Raw genomic sequence first — 15,456 nt, 5'->3', positions numbered from 1 at the left:
ATGATGCCAACGTGATAGTGCAGCGCATCCGGCGCGTCGTCGACGGTGTCGCCGAGAGCCTCGGCAGATCCACCTCCGCCCTCATCGCACCGGAGCGACACTTCGATCCGGCGCACCCGTGGTTCCTCACTGCCGTCGAGCGCGGCAACGACGACACCCGAATCACCGCCTGGACCGAGGGCAACCGCGTCGAGAACCTGGTGCACGGCAAGACCTATTTCGCCGCACTCGCCCGAGCCCTCGACCGCACCGAGCGCGACGACCTGGTGCTGTTCACCGATTGGCGCGGAGATCCGGAACAGCTGCTCACCGACGACGGCGTGACCGTCGAGGACGCGCTCACGGCCGTCGCGCACCGCGGTGGCGTCGTGAAGGGCATGGTGTGGCGCTCGCACATGGAGACGCTCGGATTCACCGGCCCGAAGAATCGCAAGCTCGCCATGAAGCTCGAAGAGGCAGGCGGCGAGGTGATCCTCGACCAGCGCGTGCTGGTCACCGGAAGCCACCACCAGAAGTTCGTGGTGGTGCGGTACGGCAGGAAAGATCTGCCCGACGTCGCGTTCGTGGGCGGCATCGACCTGGCCCGTGCTCGACGCGACGACGCCGATCATTTCGGCGATCCGGTCTCCCGTCCCTTCCCTCCCGAGTACGGCGAGATCGCGGCCTGGCACGACGTGCAGGTCCAGTTGGAGGGACCCGCGGTGCGGGACGTCGAGGACGTCTTCCGCGAGCGCTGGGAGGATCCCGCAGCCCTGTCCCGCCTCCCCTGGCACGCCATCCCCGACATGCTGCGCGGAGTGACTCGGGAGCCGTCGGAACTGCCGCCTGCGGCTGCACCGCCGGAACCGCAGGGCACGTGCTCGGTGCAGTTGTTGCGCACCTACCCGCGTCGACGCCCCGCCTACCCGTTCGCCACCAAGGGCGAGCGCAGCGCGGCACGGGCATACGCCAAGGCGCTCAACCGGGCAACCGAGCTGATCTACATCGAGGACCAGTACCTGTGGTCGGTGGATGTCGCACGCGTCTTCGCCGCGGCACTGCGCCGTAAGCCGAACCTGCGCTTGGTGGTGGTGGTTCCCAAGCATCTCGACGACGACAGTGCACTCACCATTCCGTCTGCGCTGCTCGGACACTCGGCTGCGTTGGAGGTCATCCGCGCCGCCGGTGGCGATCGCGTGTTGGTTCTCGACATCGAAAACGACCGCGGCATACCGGTATACGTGCATTCGAAGGTCTGCATCATCGACGACGTGTGGACCGCGGTGGGCTCGGACAACTTCAATCGTCGATCCTGGACTCACGATTCGGAGCTGACGGCGGCGATCGTCGACGAAGAACGCGACGAACGGGAACCTCTCGACCCCGCCGGATTGGGCGACGGTGCCCGAACCCACGCCCGCAACCTGCGCCTGGAACTGATTCGCGAACACCTCGGCCGGGCCGACGGTGACGACGCCGATCTGGTGGACCCGCAGGCATTCTTCGACGCCATCTCGGCAAGTGCAACCGCGCTCGACGAGTGGCACCACAACCCGTCCTCGGGCCCGCGCCCTGCCGGCAGGCTTCGCCGACACGAGATCTCCGTGCCACCGGTGTGGCAACAGCGACTCGCCGCATTCGCCTATCGCCTGTTCGTGGATCCCGACGGCCGCCCGATCGGAATGCGTCTGCGTCGTCGCTTCTGAGGCTATCGCCGAGCACCAGCCGTTTCGGTCCTGACATATCGGGCATTCGCAGTCGATGCCTCCCTCCTCCGAATCCCTCAGTGCCCTCGTCTTCGCTCCGTCTCCGCTGTTGACGGTGACCCTCGACAAAGCTCCCAACGGCAACACCGAACTGCACGTGCACGCGGGTGGTCAGGGCCACTGGATCGCCCGGATGGCCACGGTGCTCGGTCTCGACGTCACACTGACGGGAGTGTTCGGCGGCGAGATCGGGGGCATTCTGCGCGACATCGTCGAGCGGGAGGGCATCTCCGTCGTCTCGGTCGACATCGGCCAGGAGAGCGGCTCGTACGTGCACGATCGCCGTAGCGGTGAGCGTGAAATCCTTGCCACGGTCGACCCGCCGCCCCTGGCCAGGCATGCGCTCGACGACCTGTTCAGCGCGGCACTCGCAGCCGGTGCCCGCAGCGACGTCGCCATCCTCGGCGGACCGCACGAAGAGGACATCGTCCCGCCCGAGGTGTACGAGCGGCTGTGCGCGGACCTCACCGCCCTGGGCAAGACGGTGGTGGCCGACCTGTCCGGGCCGACCATGATCGCTGCGCTCGCCGGCGGCCTCACGGTGCTCAAGGTCAGCCACGAGGACCTCATCGCCGACGGCCGGGCCGAGTCCGAGGACCCGGCGCACCTCATCGACTCGATGCGGAAGATGCACGACGACGGCGCGGAGATCGTCGTGATCTCGCGGGCCGGAGATCCAGCCCTGGCATTGGTGGACGGCGACGTGCTCGAAATTGTCACGCCGGGTCTACGCATGGTCGATCACCACGGAGCAGGCGATTCGATGAGTGCCGGCATCGCCGCAGGGCTCGCGCAGGGATTGTCGGTACCGGAGGCGTTGCGTCTCGGCGGCGGCGCGGGCACGGCCAACGTCACCCGACGCGGCCTCGGCAGCGGGCGACGCGACCTGGTTCTCGGCCTGACCGAATCGGTGGAGGTTCGTCCGTACAAGAAGGCAGGCAAGAAATGAGAGCCCTGATCACCAACGACGACGGCGTGCACAGCGCGGGCGTCGCCCTGCTCGCGCGAGTGGCTGTCGCTGCCGGTCTCGATGTCGTCGTCGCCGCGCCCCACGAGGAGCGCAGCGGGGCCAGCGCATCGTTGACCGGCATGGGCGTCGACGATCATCTGGGCGTCGCAGCGGTGGAGATCGACGGTCTGCCCGATGTCCCGGCGTACGCGGTGCAGGCGTCGCCCGCTCTGATCGCGTTCGTCGCCACCCGAGGAGCCTTCGGCGACGTGCCGGACCTGGTGCTCTCGGGCATCAACCACGGCCCCAATACCGGTGCAGCCGTTCTGCATTCGGGCACCGTCGGGGCCGCATTGACTGCGCTGACCCATGGAGTTCCGGCCATGGCCCTGTCGTCGATCGCCACCGAGCCTGCTCACTGGGACACCGCCGAGCACGTCGCACACCTCGCGGTGACGTGGATGGTGTCGCACGGACCGTCCGACGCCGTCGTCAACGTCAACATCCCGGACGTTCCGCTGGCGGATCTGGCGGGGATCGTGCCGGCATCGCTCGCCCGCTACGGCGCGGTACAGGCCGAGATAGGCGATCGCGGGGAGGATTTCGTCACCGTTCGCTTCGACGAGATCCGAGCCGAGGACGACGATTCCGACGCCTCCCTGCTGGCCCGACACTGGGCGACCGTCACTGCGCTTCGTCCGCCGAGCGAGGTGGACGGCGTCGACCTGTCCACGATGGGCGCGTGATCTCACCGACGAGACCGACTGTGTCGGTGCCCTCGGGCACACTGAAACCATCACCGCACATGCCACGGACCTAGGGGGTCACCGAGTATGACGTCAGTTCTCGATTCCGGATCATCGCGCAGCCAGCACTTCCACGGGGTTGTTCCACCGTTCCTGCTCGAAAGGCTCCAGGGTGCGGGCGCTCGCGCCACACTGCTCGCCGATCGTGAAATGCGTGCGGGACGCGAGGTGGTGCAGGCGCGCACCGCCATCGCTCCGCGCACCGGCGGCACGCTCGAACGCACGATCTCCGACGCGAAGTCCACCAGGGATCTCCCCGGCCAGCAGGTGCGCGCCGAGGGCGAGGAAGCAACCGGCGACGCTGCGACCGACGAGGCGTACGACGGTCTCGGGGCCACGTACGCATTCTTCGACGAGGTCTACGGCTACTCGAGTCTCGACGGCAGCGGCCTGCCCCTCGACGCGACGGTGCACTACGGGCAGGACTACGACAACGCGTTCTGGGACGGCTCGCGCATGGTGTTCGGCGACGGTGACGGCGAGGTGTTCGCTCGATTCACCGTCTCGCTCGGCGTCATCGCACACGAACTCGCGCACGGGTTCACGCAGTACACCACCCCGCTCGAATACAAGGACCAGGCCGGCGCGCTGAACGAGTCGATCTCCGATGTGTTCGGCGCACTGGTCGAGCAGTACACCGCCGGGCAGAACGCCGAGGACGCGTCCTGGCTGATCGGCGAAGGGCTGTTCCTTCCGGCCGTTCAGGGGAAAGCGTTGCGTTCTCTGCTCGAGCCCGGCACCGCGTACGACGACGACGTGCTCGGTAAGGATCCGCAGCCGGCCAGCATGGACGATTTCGTCGTCACCACCGAGGACGAGGGCGGTGTGCACATCAATTCGGGTATCCCGAACCGCGCGTTCGCCGTCGCCGCCACCACGCTGGGCGGTCCGGCCTGGGATCGCGTCGGGCAGGTGTGGTTCGACACGATGACGGTCGGCGGACTGTCTCCTACGGTCGATTTCGCCGGCTTCGCGGCCGCCACGCTCGCCGCGGCGAACGAGCGGTACGGAGCCGGTTCCGACGTTGCCGAGGCTGTGTCGACCGGGTGGTCTACCGTGGGAGTTCGGACAACAGGGATCGAGTCCATACCGAAGCCGAGCGACGATCGGGTGTGATCGAGGGCAAATGAGCCTGCGCATCGAGGTACTGCGAACCGGCGGTGTCGCCGGCATGTCCAAGCGCGGAGTAGTCGAGACCGACGAGCCGGAATGGCAGTCGTTGGTCGAGGCCGCGCAGCCGTACATCGCCGATCAGCAGGCCACCGACTCGGCCGACTCGAATGCCCGCGACACGTTCGTCTGGAACGTGTCGGTGGGTGAGCACTCGTGCCGCGTCGGCGATTCGAACCTGACCGGACCACTACGCGACCTCGCGGAGCGCACTCTCCGCGAGGGCCGCGTCAAGTAGCTGCCGCGTCAGGTAGCAGGAGGAACCGAGCTCAGGCCTTCCACTCCGCACTGCGTTCGTTGGTCGCCTGCCCCAGCGCCTCGACGAGGGCGTCGACTCCGAAGTCCTTGCCGTACGAGGGCGTTCCCGGCTGCTGACGCCACGACTGGGCGAGGGTGCCGCCGTCGACGGGGTCGAATCCGAGCTCGTCGATCACCGAGAACACGAGCTTCTTGGAATCCTCGTCGTCGCCTGAGATCGGCAGTGCGATACGACCGCTGGTACCGCTGGGCACACCCTTTTCCAACAGGTGCTTCCAGTAGATTCCGTTGAACGCCTTGATCACCGGCTCGCCGAGTTGCTGAGACACCCACACACTTTCGGGTGTACCACCCTCGATCTCCTCGATCAGCCCGTCCCGCTGCTGCGGGTAGTAGTTGTTGGTCTCGATGATCGGTGCCCCGGGCTTACGGGCACCGGCAATTCCCGGTGCCAGATCCGGCACGTTCTTCTGCGGAATGCTCAGAATCACCAGGTCTGCGTCCTGAGCCGCGTCGGCGGCCCACACTGCCGTCGCCCCGGTGTCGGCCGCCAGGTCTGCCAGGGTCTCCGGGTCACGTGAGTTGGAGAACCGAACCTCGTGACCGAGTGCCGTCAGGCGACGGACGAGAGTACCGCCGATGAATCCGCTTCCGATGATTCCAATTTTCATACTCGGAACCAACGCACGCCCGACCCCGAACAATTCCCGTCAGGATCCGACGGAGACCTTGGACCGGGGACGACCGAACTTCATGGCCTTGTCCACCACCTTGCCGTAGCGCAGCACCGGCAGGTCGCGGAAGTAGTTCATGCGCAGCTTCCACGGGGTCTCGCTGCCCTGTCTCGGGAAGTTGTCCACCGCCCGCAGCACGTACCCCGCCGCGAAATCGAGGAACGGTTCCTCGTCGATCGACGGGTCGCGTTCGAGCTCGACTGTGCTGTAGCCCTTCTCGTCCATGTGCGCCAGCAGTCGCATCACGTAGTTCGAGACCATGTCGGCCTTGAGCGTCCACGAGGCGTTGGTGTAACCGACGACGAAGGCGAAGTTGGGGATACCGGTGAGCATCATGCCCTTGTAGGCCATGGTGCTGGGCAGGTCGACATCCTTGCCGTCGACCCGGAACTGCGCACCGCCGAGAGCGGAAAGGTTCAATCCCGTTGCGGTGACGACGATATCGGCGTCGAGGTGCTGGCCCGACTTCAGCTTCAGGCCGGTCTCGGTGAACGTGTCGATGTGATCGGTGACGATCGAGACTTCGTCCTTGCGAATCGAACGGAACAGATCGTTGTCGGGCACCAGGCACAGGCGCTGATCCCACGGGTTGTAGGACGGGGTGAAGTGGGTGTCGAGGTCGTATCCCTTCGGCAACCACCCCTCCTGCATCGTCCGGATCCGCTTCTTCATGAACTCCGGGTACTTCTGGCTCAGCGTGTAGATCAACATGGCCATCGACACGTTCTTGAGCCGAGTGACGCTGTACGCCAACTTCTTCGGCAGCCGCTTACGTAGCGTCTGCGCAATCGGATCCTGTGACGGAAGCGAGAGGACGTAGCTGGGCGAGCGCTGCAGCAGCGTGACGTGCTCGGCGTCGCGAGCCAGGTTGGGAGCCAACGTGATTGCCGTTGCACCGCTACCGATCACGACGATCTTCTTGCCGGAGTAGTCCAGATCCTCGGGCCAGTGCTGCGGGTGGATCACCTGGCCGCCGAAATTCTCCTGCCCGGCGAACTCGGGGGTGAATCCCTTGTCGTAGTTGTAGTAGCCACTGCAGGAGAACACGAACGACGCGGTGATCGTGACTGTTTCGTCGGTATCGGTACGGTGCGCGGTCACCGTCCAGAACTGCTGTTCGGACGACCACTCGAGCGCGACGACCTTGTGATGGAACCGGATGTGCTTGTCGACACCCGCTTCCTGCGCGGTTTCGACGATGTAGTTCCGGATGTCGGTGCCGTCGGCGATGGATTTCTCACCCATCCACGGCTTGAAGCTGTATCCGAGGGTGTACATGTCGGAGTCGGAGCGAATCCCGGGGTAGCGGAACAGATCCCACGTTCCCCCGATCGCGCCGCGACTTTCGAGGATGGCGTAGGTCTTACCGGGCAGATCGTGCCCGAGGTGGCGCGCGGCCCCGATCCCGGACAGGCCGGCACCGATGATGAGAACGTCGACCTCGGGAGAGGGCAGTACGGCAGTCATGTCAGCGATTCCTTCGATGTCCGGTGTCAGCTGGTCTTGTTGCGAGCGCTCTCGGACCTGCCGAGGCGGGCTACTTCTTCGTCCATCTTCGGCAGGATCGTCGGCACGTGCTCGAGCATGCTGCGATCACCGACCCGCGAGGTGATGACGGCCTTGAACCACGACGCTGCGCCCACCCACCGCGGCACGTAGACGCGCCGCTTGCGCTTGGCCAGGCCGTCGACGAACGCGTCGACGCACTGCTCGACGGTCATCGTCTTACCCAGCGGGCCGGGCAGCACCGCGAGCAGATCCTGGAATGCGGTGAGATCGGACTTGGCGTCCTGCACCATCGGTGTGTCGATCCATGCCATGTGCGCAGAGCCGACATCGACACCTCGATAGTTGACCTCGAGCCGGAGGGCGTTCGCAAAGTGTTCTGCCGCAGCCTTACTGGCGTTGTACGCGGCCAGGCCGGGGCACGGGGTGAACGCCGCGAGCGAGGAGACGACGAGTACGTAGCCGTTGCGCTCGATGAGCGAAGGTAGGGCCGCGCGGACGGTGTTGAACACGCCCATCACGTTGATGTCCATGACGCGTTGGAACGTGGCGGGATCGACCTGCATGATCGATCCGTAGCTGGCGATGCCTGCGTTCGCCAGCACCAGATCGATGCCGCCGTACGCCTCGATTCCCCCGTCGACGGCGCGCTGCATGTCGTCGAGATTCCGCACGTCGGCAACGAATGCCGCTGCTTTCAGCTGGGTTGCGAGTTCCAGGAGGGGTGCCTCGTCGACGTCGACGAGAACCAGCTGGGCACCTCGGCCCGCCAGCGCACGTGCCGTTGCGGCACCGATTCCCCGTGCCGCTCCGGTGATCAGAACGACCTTGTTCCGCAGCGTCGACGCCGCCATCTGCTCCCCCTCGATCGGAATGCTTGTCTGCGAACACTTTGCATCTGATACCGAGCGGTGTCAAGATCTGTCTGTGACTACCCATCACAGCGAACCCGGCCGTACCTACCGAGGCGCCGACCCGCAGCAGCGGCAGCAGGAGCGTCGAATTCGCCTGCTCGACGCCGCCGTGAAGGTCTTCGGCACCACCGGCTACCGGACGGCAACCGTCGAGAAGGTGTGCAGCGAGGCCGGGCTGACCAAGCGCTACTTCTACGAGTCCTTCTCCAACAGCGAGGACTTGCTCATGGCCGCCTACGGCCGAGCGACCGACGCCATGCGCGAGAACATCCTGGCCGGTGCGCAGGCCGAGGCCGACTCCACCGAGCAGGTTCTCCGGGGAGCTCTCACCGGCTTCTTCACGTTCGTCGCCGAGAATCCTGAATCCGCGCGCATCGCCTTCGTCGAGATTCTCGGAGTCTCGCCCACCGTCGACGCGCTCTACCGCAAGACGACGACCTCGTTCTCCGAGACGGTGCTGCAGGTGGCCGAGGCCGCCGGATCCAGCCGCGGGCTCGCCGGGCCCAACCGTCGAACACTGGCGATGGGCCTGGTGGGCGCGGTCCTCACCATCGCCCAACAATGGCTGCTCTCTCCCGAACGCGAACCGCTGGACTCGGTGATCGCCAGCGCCCACACCATCCTCGCCGCCGTGGTGTTCGGACGCGTCGACAGCTGAGCTGCGATGTAGGACCTACAGGCTCACGGCCTACTCTGCAACGGCTCCACCGGCTCCTCCGCAGTGGCGCGTTCTCCTGATTTGACGACGACCACGCCGAGCAGAACCAGTGCGCCACCGGCCAATTGGACCGGTGCCGGTGCCTGCCCGAGCAGCAGCCACGCGAACACCAAGGCCGCAACGACCTCCATCAGACCCATGAACGACGCCAACCGCGACCCGAGGCGTCGGCCTGCCGCGATGCCGAGAACGTAGGCCAGCGCGGCGGTCACGACACCGAGGCCGATGATCGGCACCCACCACGGAACGACCGCATCGACGAAGGTGACGTCGGTGAGCGGAGCAGCGAACGGGACGATCCCGATGAGACCGGCGACCAGCAGGATGAGCCCACCCGTCAGCAGACCGGCTCCGGCGAGCACGATCGGCGGGAGGCCGTTGCTCTCGTCCGCCGACAGCACCCAGTACACGGCCGCACCGACCATCGAGCCCAGCGCCCACAGCACGCCGACCGAGTCCACGTCCGCACCGGAGATCAGATCGAGCACGAGCACGAGACCCATCGCGGCCAGCAGTGCGCCCACCACGGTCAGGCGACCGGGACGCTGCTGGTGCCGGAACCACATCCACCCGATGACGGCCACGGGCGAGGTGAACTCGATCAGCAGCGCGACACCCACCTCCATGCGTCCGACGGCGTTGAAGAAGGCGAGCTGGCACCCTGCCACCGCGAAGGCACCGTAGGCGAGGAGCAGCTTCCAGTTCTTCGCCAGCAGGTTCCACCGCCCGCGCAACGCGAGGATCGACGGAATCAGCAGGACGGCTGCGGCGAGCAGAATTCGCGCGGTCACCGCGGCCCCGGCCGTCCAGCCTGCGTCGAGCAGGCCCGTGGCGAGTGAGCCGGAAAGCCCGAAGGACGCCGCGGAGAGCAGCGCGAAACCGAGTCCCGAGAGTCGACGCGACCGCGCGGCAGCATCGTGGGTGGCCGCGAGATCCGCATTCGCGTCATGAGTGTAAGCCGTCATGACATGTGACAGTAGGGACCGACTTGGTAAGGTGTCAACATGCTTTTTGCTCATGACGCGGAACTGTCACTGTTGGCGGCCGTGGCGTTGATCAATTCCGCCGAGGAGCCGGACACGCTGACCACCCGAGAGCAGCTCGCCGAGTTCTTCACCGAACAGGGCTACTCCGGCCGCTTCGACGGCGACGACGCCGAGCTCGAGGCCGTGAGAGCACTGCGCCCGACCCTGCGCGCGCTGCTCACCAGCAGCCGAGACGACGCCGTGGTCGAGGTGAACCGTCTGCTCGCCGAATCCTCGGCCCTGCCCAGACTGGTTCGTCACGGAGATCTCGACTGGCACATCCATGCCGTCGCCGACGACAGTCCGCTCGCGACCCGCATCGTCGTCGAGACCGCGATGTCCATGATCGACGTCATCCGAGCGGACGAGCTCTCGCGCTTCGACGTCTGCGCGGATCCGGACTGCAACGGCCTGGTCCTCGACCTCTCGCGCAACCGATCCCGCCGGTTCTGCAGCACTACCTGCGGGAACCGAGCGGCCGTTGCCGCATACCGCGCGCGCAAGGCTCAGTGACGACGGCCACTGGGCAGTGCGGGGCTTAATCGGTCGGCTTTCGGGTATCCCCCGCTCCGAGCTGATCGAAAGGAATTGCCCCTATGGTCGAGAAAAGGCCTACCAAAACGAGCTGGGCCAGAGCTGTCGAGAACATGCTGGCCGTCATCTTGATCTTCGCCGGTATCGCCGCCGCAGGCGGTCTGATCGCCGCATTGGCGGGCGGCTTCGAGGGTTGGGCGATCGTCGCCGGAATCGCCGTGATCGTGTTGTTCGGTGCCGGATTCCTCGCGATTCGCGACGGCGCTCGACGACGAGCCCTCGAAACGAACACCGTCGTCTACGCCCCGGACAACACCGACCAGCTGTTCGACGTCGACCCGAACACCGGTGAGCGAACCCCGCACCGCGAGTAGCGCACTCGATGCGGGGCCGCTGCAGGTTCAGAAGGGCTGTGACTTCAGAACGGATACTTCTGAATGTCCGACTGCATCGTGACCCACTGCAGATCGCAGAACGTATCGAGGTTGACGGTGGTGCCGAAGTGTCCACCGGAACCCGAGGCCTTGACGCCGCCGAACGGCGCGACGGCCTCGTCGTCGATCGTCTGATCGTTGATGTGCACTGCGCCGGAACGAATTCGATCCGCCAGCTCGTACGCCGCGAACGGATTTGCGGTGACGATCGCAACGGACAGACCGTATTCCGAGGAATTGACGATGTCGATGGCCTCGTCCACGGTGCGGTACGTGGTGATGGGTGCGACCGGACCGAAGATCTCGTCGGTGAACGCGGGTGAGTCCTTCGGCACGTTACCGAGCACGGTCGGTCGGTAGTAGAGCCCGTCGAAGGTTCCGCCTGCAGCCAGTTCGGCACCGGCCGTCACCGTGGCCTGCACGATGCTGTCGACTCGCTTCAGCTGGTTCTCGTCGATGATGGGCCCCAACGCATTCGACGGGTCGGTCGGATCTCCGACGGTGATGCGCGCGGCGATCTTCGCGAGTTCCGCCGTGTACTGCTCGGCGAGATGCTCGGGAACGAGGTGCCGACCCGACGCCATGCAGATCTGACCCTGGTGCAGGAACGATCCCCACGCACCCGCCGACGCGGCGGCCTCGATGTCTGCATCGGGCAGCACGAGGAATGCGTTGTTCCCGCCGAGCTCGAGGTGGACCTTCTTGAGCAACGGCGCAGCGGCTTCCGCGATTCGGCGGCCGGCCGCGGTGGATCCGGTGAAGGAGATGCACGGCACGTCGAGGTGCGAGACGAGCGCCGCTCCCACGTCGGCACCCGAGGGCAGTACGTGCAACAGACCGTCCGGCAGGCCGGCCTCGGCGAGAATCTCGGCCAGGACCAGCCCACCCGAAATCGGAGTTCGTGGATCGGGTTTGAGCACTACGGCATTGCCGACGGCCAGAGCTGGCGCGACCGACCGCATCGACAATACCGCCGGGAAGTTGAACGGACTGATCACGCCGATGACGCCCATCGGAACGTATCGCCCTACCGAGAACCGGGACTTCGCGCTGCGCAGGACCTGCCCGTAGGGCTGGGACGCCAACGTGGCCGCCTCGGTCAGTTCGGCAAGGACCAAGCCGACTTCGGCCCCTGCCTTGCCGTGGCTGGATCCCGATTCGGGAATCAGCCACCGCGTCAGACGCTCGGGGTTCTGCTCGAGAATCGCCGCAGCCCTAGTCATGACCGATGCTCGCTCCGGGTAGGGCTTGGCGGCCCATTCTTGCTGCACACGTGCAGCTTTCGCGACAGCTCGATCGAGGTCCGCGACGTCCGCAGCACCGACGGTGGCCACGAGGGCCCCGTCGGCAGGAGCCGTCACGTCGAGGGTTCCACCGCCGCCGTCCAGCCATCCGCCGTCGAATATCTTCGCCGTCCACGCCAGTGTGTTCGCCATGTCAGTCCTGCTCTTTCATTCTCGGTGTTCTTTTCTTCGTTACCGCTGGGCTGCGATCGCTGCGTCGAGCACCTCGGCCTCGGCCCAGGATCCGTGGAACGCGAACGGAACTCGGACGGGAAGCTTCACCCGTGCGAGAGGTTCGCGGGTGAACGCGTCGGCCTCGTGCACCAGCAGCTCGGAGAGTCCGGTCGCCGGATTCCACCACAGGGTCAGCAGATATCCGTCGTTCTCGCCGCTCGCTCCTCGACGCTGGACGAAGACCGGTTCGCTGGGGCTGGTCAATCCGTCGGGCCCTTCGAGCACGACCGTCTGGCCGGTGGAGAAGTCATGGCGCGCAAGCCCATCCGTCAGAGTCAGCGGAGACAGATCTCGGGTGGTGGCGAAGTAGCCGAAGCGATTCTCCTTGCCCAGCCACGCGTCGTTGATCTTCGGGAATTCACCCGCGATCCCGCTGTGCATGTGCTGGGTGGTCGTCCCGGTCGCGGTATCGAGCACGAACCGCCAGGCCATCGCGGGTGGAAACCAGGAGTGCGAGTCGATCGGCTCGTCCGAGTCGTCGGCCGGATTGCCCAGACGCGCGATGACGTGCAGATCCACCACGATTCCTGTGGCGGTTTCGTGCGCGTTGAAGAAGTGCGTCGGGGCCAGCATCAGGCCGGTGTCGTACCAGCTCACCTCATGGGTGCGACGGTCGAGCACGGCGAACCTACTGCCGTTCGGCGTCGCCGATTCGTCCCAGAGCACGCCGGGTCGCCCCTCCATGATGCGGTCGAGGCGAAACTGGTTGGGCGAGATGAGGAAGATCGCGAGGTGTTCGCTCACGATGTAATCGTGAACCATTGCCGGGCACCCCATGTCGAAACCGAAGGAATCGACGACGGTGCCGCTGGTATCGGCCTCGTACCACGTCAGTCTCGGCCCGATGGCCGAGTAGAACAGCATGTTTCCGGTCGACGGTTCGATCTTGTAGTGCGCCGTGCACAGGATGTCGAGTGCACCACCGAAGTTGTACGTGCCCTGCGTATCGAGAGTTTCGGGGTGCATCGATTGCGGAAGTCCGCCTTCGTAGTACACCAGCAGATGGTCGGCGAACAGCCCGACGTTGGTATTGGCGACGCTCTTGGACAGCGGCGCGCCCGCGGGCAGATCTCGCTTGGCCTTGCCGGAGCCGTTGACGAAACCGCTGTACAGCGCTTCCCCGGCCTCCACCTCGATCTTCATGGTGTCGGTGTGCACCCACTTCATCCGGAACGACGCCTTACCGTCGCGGATGTAGGTGCCCGCGACGCCGCCATCGCCCTCCCACCAGTGGTAGCGGTCGGTGTCGGGTGGCTCGAAGCGTGGATTGTCGGCCACTCGGAACAGCGCGCCGGCGAGATCGTCGGGGAGTTTCCCGATGACCTCGAGGTCGAACGCCTCGGTCTCCTCGTGCCACGGCGCGAACGGCCCGTTGAGAAACTTGTTGGACGTGTTCCAGTCGACGTCCGCCTCGTGCCGCGGAGTCGGGGGCGCGGTGCGGCGGACCACTGTCGTCGGCAGCGGGGTGGGAAGTTCACGCATAGCTGATGCCTTTCGTCTCGATGTAGGACAGTTCGGAAGGACTCGCCGAAGTTCCGATCCACGACGCCACCGCGGCTCTCACTGCAGCTCGAACGTCGTCACCGTCGTGCGGATGCCACGCGGCCGCAACGAAGCGGTCGGGCCGGATGAGCACGAATCTTCCGGTGTACGTCCGCATCTCGTCGTCCAGACCGCCGTCGACGTCGAGTAGAACGTTGATGCCGTCGATTCTCGGCACCGTGCGATCGGTGGGCACGGCGACCTCGACGGCGTGTAGGCCGCGCCCGATATCACGTGCGTGCGCCCATTCCGCCGTGTCGTGCACGTCGACTCCCACCAGCGCCCAACCGGTTCCGAGTATCTCGTCGAGCAGGCGGATGGTTCGGGTCGCCGAGTCGAAGGCCCGGGGCTGCCCGATGACGCTCCCGGTGTCGTCACCCGGGAGCACGAGCCCGTCGGCGAATCGGTACGGCGGACGATAGGCCATGGTCTCGAACCAGCGTCGCCCGTTCTCGGTGGCCAGTGCGGCCCGGACCAACTCGTCGCGCCTGGCCGCGATGCGAGGGTTGGTCGTCATCACCACGCGACCCAACCGCTCGGAGGCGCGAACAACCGCGGCGGCGTGCGGGCCGCGCTCGGATTGGTATGTGGCCAGCACACTTTCATGCAGGCAACCGTCGAGCGCGCCGGCCAACTTCCACGTCAGGTTCGCGGCGTCACGAATGCCGGAGTTCAGACCCTGACCGGCGAACGGCGGCATCATGTGTGCGGCGTCGCCGAGCAGGAAGCAGCGCCCCAATTGCCATCGATCGGCTACGAGGCCGTGGAATCGATAGTTGACGGCTCGTTCGACCTGGGCGGGTGTGATCGGCCGGTAGCGCGAGACGAGTTTCTCGATGAGCTCGAACGGCGGCGCGTCGGTGGCCGTGCCCTCCCCCTCGAACAGGCGGAATTCGTATCGACAGCGGCCACCGAGACCCGGCACCACCACGTGCGGCCTGCTCGGATCGGCGTGGTGCATGCCGTAGCGCTCTATGTGCGGGTCGCCGAGCGTGTCGACCACCAACCACAATTCCGGGTAGCTGCGTCCGATCATCCCGATACCGAGCAGGTTTCGGACGGTCGATCGTCCGCCGTCGCAACCGAGGAGGTAGCGGGCTCGCACCGTGCGTCCGCCCGCTTCGATGGCCACGGCGTCCGCGTCCTGCACGATCGACGTGACCTCGGTGTCGAACCGAACGGTGACATTGCGCGCCGTGTGCAGCGCTTCGGCCAGCACACGCTCGAGGTCCGGTTGCGCGAACGGGTTCTTGAACGGGTAGCCCAATCGGTAGGCGCTCTCCGCGCCGCCGTGGAACAGCGGTTCGTCGTCGAGTCCGTAGTAGCGGGTTCCGGTGCCGGGCACGACGATCGGCAGGATTCTGTCGATCACACCTGCCTGCTGATAGGTGCGCAGCGCCTCGTCGTCGATGCTGATCGCTTTGGGTTCGTCGCTCGTCGTCGAGCGCCGCTCGAGAACGACGACACGGAGCCCTCGTGCAGCGAGCAGCAGGCCCGCGGTCATCCCGACCGGACCGGCGCCGCAGATCGCTACGTCGTAGAGGGTGTCGAATCTCGTATCCACACCACCAACGTAGCGTGCATCACGTTAAATAGGAATGCTG

General features: G+C 65.9%; 15 protein-coding genes. 8 read left to right on the top strand and 7 right to left on the bottom strand.

Features of this window, described 5'->3' with window-relative positions:
- Nucleotides 1–11 precede the first annotated feature (11 nt).
- From CH256_RS06215 to CH256_RS06195, 5 genes are all read left to right on the top strand, one after another.
- Nucleotides 12–1,685: a phospholipase D family protein gene (locus CH256_RS06215; RefSeq protein WP_094669109.1), complete on the top strand. Its 1,674-nt coding sequence runs from the start codon at nt 12–14 to the stop codon at nt 1,683–1,685.
- Nucleotides 1,686–1,740: 55 nt separating this feature from the next.
- Nucleotides 1,741–2,694: a 1-phosphofructokinase family hexose kinase gene (locus tag CH256_RS06210; RefSeq protein ID WP_068054270.1), complete on the top strand. Its 954-nt coding sequence runs from the start codon at nt 1,741–1,743 to the stop codon at nt 2,692–2,694.
- A complete protein-coding gene (gene surE / locus CH256_RS06205; RefSeq protein WP_094669108.1) occupies nt 2,691–3,440 on the top strand; it encodes a 5'/3'-nucleotidase SurE in 750 nt (249 codons plus the stop codon). Before CH256_RS06210 ends, surE begins: the two co-directional genes overlap by 4 nt.
- Nucleotides 3,441–3,527: 87 nt before the next feature.
- Nucleotides 3,528–4,616 carry a M4 family metallopeptidase gene (locus CH256_RS06200; protein ID WP_068054264.1) on the top strand — a complete coding sequence of 363 codons (1,089 nt, stop codon included), beginning with the start codon at nt 3,528–3,530 and terminating at the stop codon, nt 4,614–4,616.
- A 10-nt stretch (nt 4,617–4,626) separates the two neighbouring features.
- Nucleotides 4,627–4,908, top strand: a complete 282-nt coding sequence (locus tag CH256_RS06195) for a protealysin inhibitor emfourin (protein WP_082899002.1) — start codon at nt 4,627–4,629, stop codon at nt 4,906–4,908.
- A 31-nt stretch (nt 4,909–4,939) separates the two neighbouring features.
- On the opposite strand, the gene CH256_RS06190 is transcribed toward CH256_RS06195, so the two are convergent.
- The 3 genes from CH256_RS06190 to CH256_RS06180 are packed head-to-tail and all read right to left on the bottom strand — an operon-like array spanning nt 4,940 to nt 8,022.
- Nucleotides 4,940–5,599, bottom strand: a complete 660-nt coding sequence (locus tag CH256_RS06190) for an NADPH-dependent F420 reductase (RefSeq protein ID WP_094669107.1) — start codon at nt 5,597–5,599, stop codon at nt 4,940–4,942.
- A 39-nt stretch (nt 5,600–5,638) separates the two neighbouring features.
- On the bottom strand, nt 5,639–7,129 hold the full coding sequence (locus CH256_RS06185) for a flavin-containing monooxygenase (protein WP_094669106.1): 1,491 nt from the start codon (nt 7,127–7,129) through the stop codon (nt 5,639–5,641).
- A 26-nt stretch (nt 7,130–7,155) separates the two neighbouring features.
- On the bottom strand, nt 7,156–8,022 hold the full coding sequence (locus tag CH256_RS06180; RefSeq protein WP_094638655.1) for an SDR family oxidoreductase: 867 nt from the start codon (nt 8,020–8,022) through the stop codon (nt 7,156–7,158).
- 73 nt (nt 8,023–8,095) lie between these two features.
- On the opposite strand from CH256_RS06180, the gene CH256_RS06175 reads away from it, so the two are divergent.
- Complete coding sequence (locus CH256_RS06175; RefSeq protein WP_068054255.1) at nt 8,096–8,740, top strand: TetR/AcrR family transcriptional regulator; 645 nt, start codon at nt 8,096–8,098, stop codon at nt 8,738–8,740.
- 23 nt (nt 8,741–8,763) lie between these two features.
- Here the strand turns inward: CH256_RS06175 and CH256_RS06170 are convergent, their stop codons facing one another.
- Entirely contained in the window at nt 8,764–9,765 is a 1,002-nt protein-coding gene (locus CH256_RS06170) for an EamA family transporter (protein WP_094669105.1), read from the bottom strand.
- A 39-nt stretch (nt 9,766–9,804) separates the two neighbouring features.
- Here CH256_RS06170 and CH256_RS06165 point away from each other — a divergent pair, with 39 nt between their 5' ends.
- Both CH256_RS06165 and CH256_RS06160 read left to right on the top strand, forming a co-directional pair.
- Nucleotides 9,805–10,338: a CGNR zinc finger domain-containing protein gene (locus CH256_RS06165; RefSeq protein WP_068054245.1), complete on the top strand. Its 534-nt coding sequence runs from the start codon at nt 9,805–9,807 to the stop codon at nt 10,336–10,338.
- An 83-nt stretch (nt 10,339–10,421) separates the two neighbouring features.
- Nucleotides 10,422–10,733 (top strand): hypothetical protein, encoded by a 312-nt coding sequence (locus tag CH256_RS06160; RefSeq protein WP_068284000.1) that lies wholly within the window; start codon nt 10,422–10,424, stop codon nt 10,731–10,733.
- 44 nt (nt 10,734–10,777) lie between these two features.
- On the opposite strand, the gene CH256_RS06155 is transcribed toward CH256_RS06160, so the two are convergent.
- Genes CH256_RS06155 through CH256_RS06145 form a run of 3 tightly spaced genes read right to left on the bottom strand, consistent with a single transcriptional unit; the run spans nt 10,778 to nt 15,416 of the window.
- Complete coding sequence (locus CH256_RS06155; protein ID WP_094669104.1) at nt 10,778–12,229, bottom strand: aldehyde dehydrogenase family protein; 1,452 nt, start codon at nt 12,227–12,229, stop codon at nt 10,778–10,780.
- Between the two features lie 39 nt (nt 12,230–12,268).
- On the bottom strand, nt 12,269–13,792 hold the full coding sequence (locus CH256_RS06150) for a carotenoid oxygenase family protein (RefSeq protein WP_094669103.1): 1,524 nt from the start codon (nt 13,790–13,792) through the stop codon (nt 12,269–12,271).
- On the bottom strand, nt 13,785–15,416 hold the full coding sequence (locus tag CH256_RS06145; protein ID WP_256989383.1) for an FAD-dependent monooxygenase: 1,632 nt from the start codon (nt 15,414–15,416) through the stop codon (nt 13,785–13,787). Before CH256_RS06145 ends, CH256_RS06150 begins: the two co-directional genes overlap by 8 nt.
- Between the last annotated feature and the right edge of the window lie 40 nt (nt 15,417–15,456).

It is taken from the genome of Rhodococcus sp. 05-2254-6 (assembly GCF_002258565.1).
Lineage (GTDB): Bacteria > Actinomycetota > Actinomycetes > Mycobacteriales > Mycobacteriaceae > Rhodococcoides.
This window is presented reverse-complemented; position numbering and strand designations above follow the sequence as displayed.